The 3,324-nt window shown below is 72.8% G+C and carries 2 protein-coding genes; one reads left to right on the top strand and one right to left on the bottom strand.

What is annotated here, in order from left to right; genetic code table 11:
- Positions 1 to 364 precede the first annotated feature (364 nt).
- Positions 365 to 2,278 (top strand): glutamine--fructose-6-phosphate transaminase (isomerizing), encoded by a 1,914-nt coding sequence (gene glmS / locus E1211_RS31405; RefSeq protein ID WP_132353757.1) that lies wholly within the window; start codon positions 365 to 367, stop codon positions 2,276 to 2,278.
- A gap of 314 nt (positions 2,279 to 2,592) precedes the next feature.
- On the opposite strand, the gene E1211_RS31400 is transcribed toward glmS, so the two are convergent.
- On the bottom strand, positions 2,593 to 3,324 hold a 732-nt coding region (locus tag E1211_RS31400; RefSeq protein WP_243709796.1), incomplete at its 5' end, for an alpha/beta hydrolase.

Here is a 3,324-nt window from a genome sequence, read left to right as displayed (position 1 = left end):
TCCTTGAGGTCGGGGCATCCGCCGGTCCGGACACCCCGACGTCAAGGAGGTCGTGTCGATCAACCGGCCGGCGGGGGTCGGCGGGCGGCCGGCGGACCGGACCGTCCGGACATCCGGCGCTCCGGGTACGGACGGGGGGTGAACTCCCCGCGCGGAGGCTGTCGCCGGTCAGCTGGTCGCCCGTCCGCCGGTTGCGGCCCTCGATGTACGGGTAGGCGGGGGCCGTGAACGCCCGCGTCGTCGCACGTCCGGCCAGGGATTCGGGTCGGTCGTCGCGCCGGTTCGGCTGTTCGCTCAAGTTAAGTGATCGTTTACCGGTCTTTCGCGCACGCGCGATGAGCGAAACTGGGTTAGGCTGCGGACCATGTGTGGAATCGTGGGTTACGCCGGCGCGCGGCCGGCGCTCGGCATCGTGCTCGACGGGTTGCGGCGGCTCGAGTACCGCGGCTACGACTCGGCGGGCGTCGCCGTCGTCTGTGACGGGGAGCTGCTGACCGAGAAGAAGGCCGGCAAGCTGGCCAACCTGGAGAAGGTGCTCTCCGAGCGCGCCGCCGAGGATCCCACGTCCTGCGCGGCCAGCCCGATCGGCATCGGCGACGGCACCACCGGCATCGGGCACACCCGCTGGGCCACCCACGGCGGTCCCACCGACCGCAACGCCCACCCGCACGTCGCCCCGGACGGCCGGGTCGCCGTGATCCACAACGGCATCATCGAGAACTTCGCGAAGCTCCGCGCCGAACTGGAGGCCGACGGCGTCCAGTTCAGCAGTGACACGGACACCGAGTGCGCGGCCCACCTGCTCTCCGCCGCGCTCGCCGAGCTGCGTGCCGCCGGCCAGCCGGACGCTCCGCAGCTGCTCGCCGCCGCCATGCGGGTCGTCTGCCAGCGGCTGGAGGGCGCGTTCACCCTGCTCGCCGTCGACGCCGGCGTACCCGGCGCCGTGGTCGGCGCGCGCCGCAACTCCCCGCTCGTCGTGGGCCGGGGCCAGGGCGAGAACTACCTCGCCTCCGACGTCGCCGCGTTCATCGAGCACACCCGGGACGCGGTGGAGCTGGGGCAGGACCAGATCGTCCTGATCACCGGCGACACCATCGAGATCACCGACTTCGACGGCCGGCCCGCCAACGGCAAGGACTTCCACATCGACTGGGACTCGTCGGCCGCCGAGAAGGGTGGCTACGACTGGTTCATGCTCAAGGAGATCGAGGAGCAGCCGCAGGCGATCGCCGACACCCTGCTCGGCAGGCTCACCGAGTCGGGCGAGATCGCGCTCGACGAGGTCCGCCTCAGCGACCAGGACCTGCGGGACGTCGACAAGATCTTCATCGTGGCCTGCGGCACCTCCTACCACGCCGGTCTCGTCGCCAAGTACGCCATCGAGCACTGGACGCGGATCCCCTGCGAGGTGGAGCTGGCCAGCGAGTTCCGCTACCGCGACCCGGTGCTCGACCGGTCCACCCTGATCGTGGTCATCTCGCAGTCCGGCGAGACGATGGACACCCTGATGGCGCTCCGGCACGCCAAGGAGCAGAAGGCGCGGGTGCTCGCCATCTGCAACACCAACGGCTCCACCATCCCGCGCGAGTCCGACGCGGTGCTCTACACCCACGGCGGCCCGGAGATCGCCGTCGCCTCCACCAAGGCCTTCCTCACGCAGGTCGTCGCCTGCTACCTGATCGGCCTGCACCTGGCTCAGGTGCGCGGCATCAAGTACGCCGACGAGGTCGCCGAGGTGGTCGCCCAGCTCCAGGAGATGCCGGCGAAGCTGCGGGAGCTGCTCAGCCGCATCGAGCCGGTGCGCGAGCTGGCGCGCGAGCTGAAGACCGAGCCGACCATCCTCTTCATCGGCCGGCACGTCGGCTACCCGGTCGCCCTGGAGGGCGCGCTCAAGCTCAAGGAGCTGGCGTACATGCACGCCGAGGGCTTCGCCGCCGGTGAGCTGAAGCACGGCCCGATCTCGCTCATCGACAAGGGCACCCCGGTGGTCTGCGTGGTGCCCTCACCGGCCGGCCGGGGCCTGCTCCACGACAAGGTCGTCTCCAACATCCAGGAGGTCCGCGCCCGGGGCGCGCGGACCATCGTGATCGCGGAGGAGGGGGACGAGGCGGTCGTCCGCTACGCCGACCACCTGATCTACGTGCCGCGTACGCCCACGCTGCTCTCGCCACTGGTCACCACCGTGCCGTTGCAGGTGCTCGCCGCCGAGATCGCCGCCGCTCGCGGGCACGACGTCGACCAGCCGCGCAACCTCGCGAAGTCGGTCACCGTCGAGTAGCCGCGGCGGCCGGCTCGGCCGCTCCGGCAGGGTCGTGGCGGGCTCTGGCCGTCCGACGATCGACCCGAGTTCTGCGCATGTCGGGGTGTCCCCGTGATGGGACACCCCGACATCAAGGAGACCGAGTCGATCAACCGCCCCCCGGAGCTGCCAGCCCGGTGTCGCCCCGGCCTGGCCGGTCTGTGCGTGCCCGGGCCTGGCGGGTCTGTGCGTGCCCGGGCCTGGCGGGTCTGTGCGTGCCGGGGCCTGGCGGGTCTGTGCGTGCCGGGGCCTGGCGGGTCGGTGCGTGCCTCGGCCTGGGCGGGTGCCGGCGGTCAGCGGCCGAGGACGATGCGGGCCATGCCATCCAGAGCCGGGTTGCCCGCGTCCCAGTAGCCGGTGTGACCGCCTGTCCCGCTGGCGAAGACCCGCCCGCCGAAGCCCGCCGTGGCCGGATCCCGCCCGAACCACAGCTCGTGCCCGCTCTGCCCCGGCCAGCCGAGCGCCGCGGCCAACGGCGAGGCGTTGAACAAGGCCCGCCGGGCCAGGTCGTCGGGGGAGCGGGCCAGCCGGATCACGTCGTCCGGCGCGCTGCTCGCCCAGACCTCGCCGGCGGGTACGCGCAGCTCGGCGGCGTGCCCCACACCGACCCCGGGTGAGCCCACGAAGACGAGGGCGTCGGCGGCCAGACCGAGCTCCCGGGCGGCCGTGCCCACCACCAGCGATCCGTAGCTGTGCCCGAGCACGGTCTGCCGAGCGGGCGGGCCCTCGTGGGTGGCGCGCAACCCCTCCTGGAAGTGGTGCAGCGCCGGGCCCGCGTCCCGCGCCTGGCCGGCCGTGACCGCCTCGTGCAGGAAGTCCGGGGCGTCGTAGTCCAGCCAGAGCACAGCCGCGCTCCGCTCGCCCGGAGCCAGCTCGGCGCAGCGGGACAGCACCCGTCCCGCCCGGCCGAGCTCGCCGGGCGCGTCGTCGAGGCCGGCGGTCATCCCCGGCACGTAGGTCAGCACCCGGTCGGAGTGGTCCGGGTCGCCGAGCGCGCAGAGGTTGCCGTCCGGCGGGCTGAGCAG

Origin of the sequence: Micromonospora sp. 15K316, assembly GCF_004348525.1 — a bacterium.
Classification (GTDB): Bacteria; Actinomycetota; Actinomycetes; order Mycobacteriales; family Micromonosporaceae; genus Micromonospora.
Note: the sequence above shows the minus strand (reverse complement) of the source record. Positions and strands in the feature narration are given on the sequence as shown.

Bases quoted from the DNA above. Each gene is read 5' to 3' on its own strand.
- glmS (WP_132353757.1), top strand. From the start codon at position 365: ATGTGTGGAATCGTGGGTTACGCCGGCGCGCGGCCGGCGCTCGGCATC.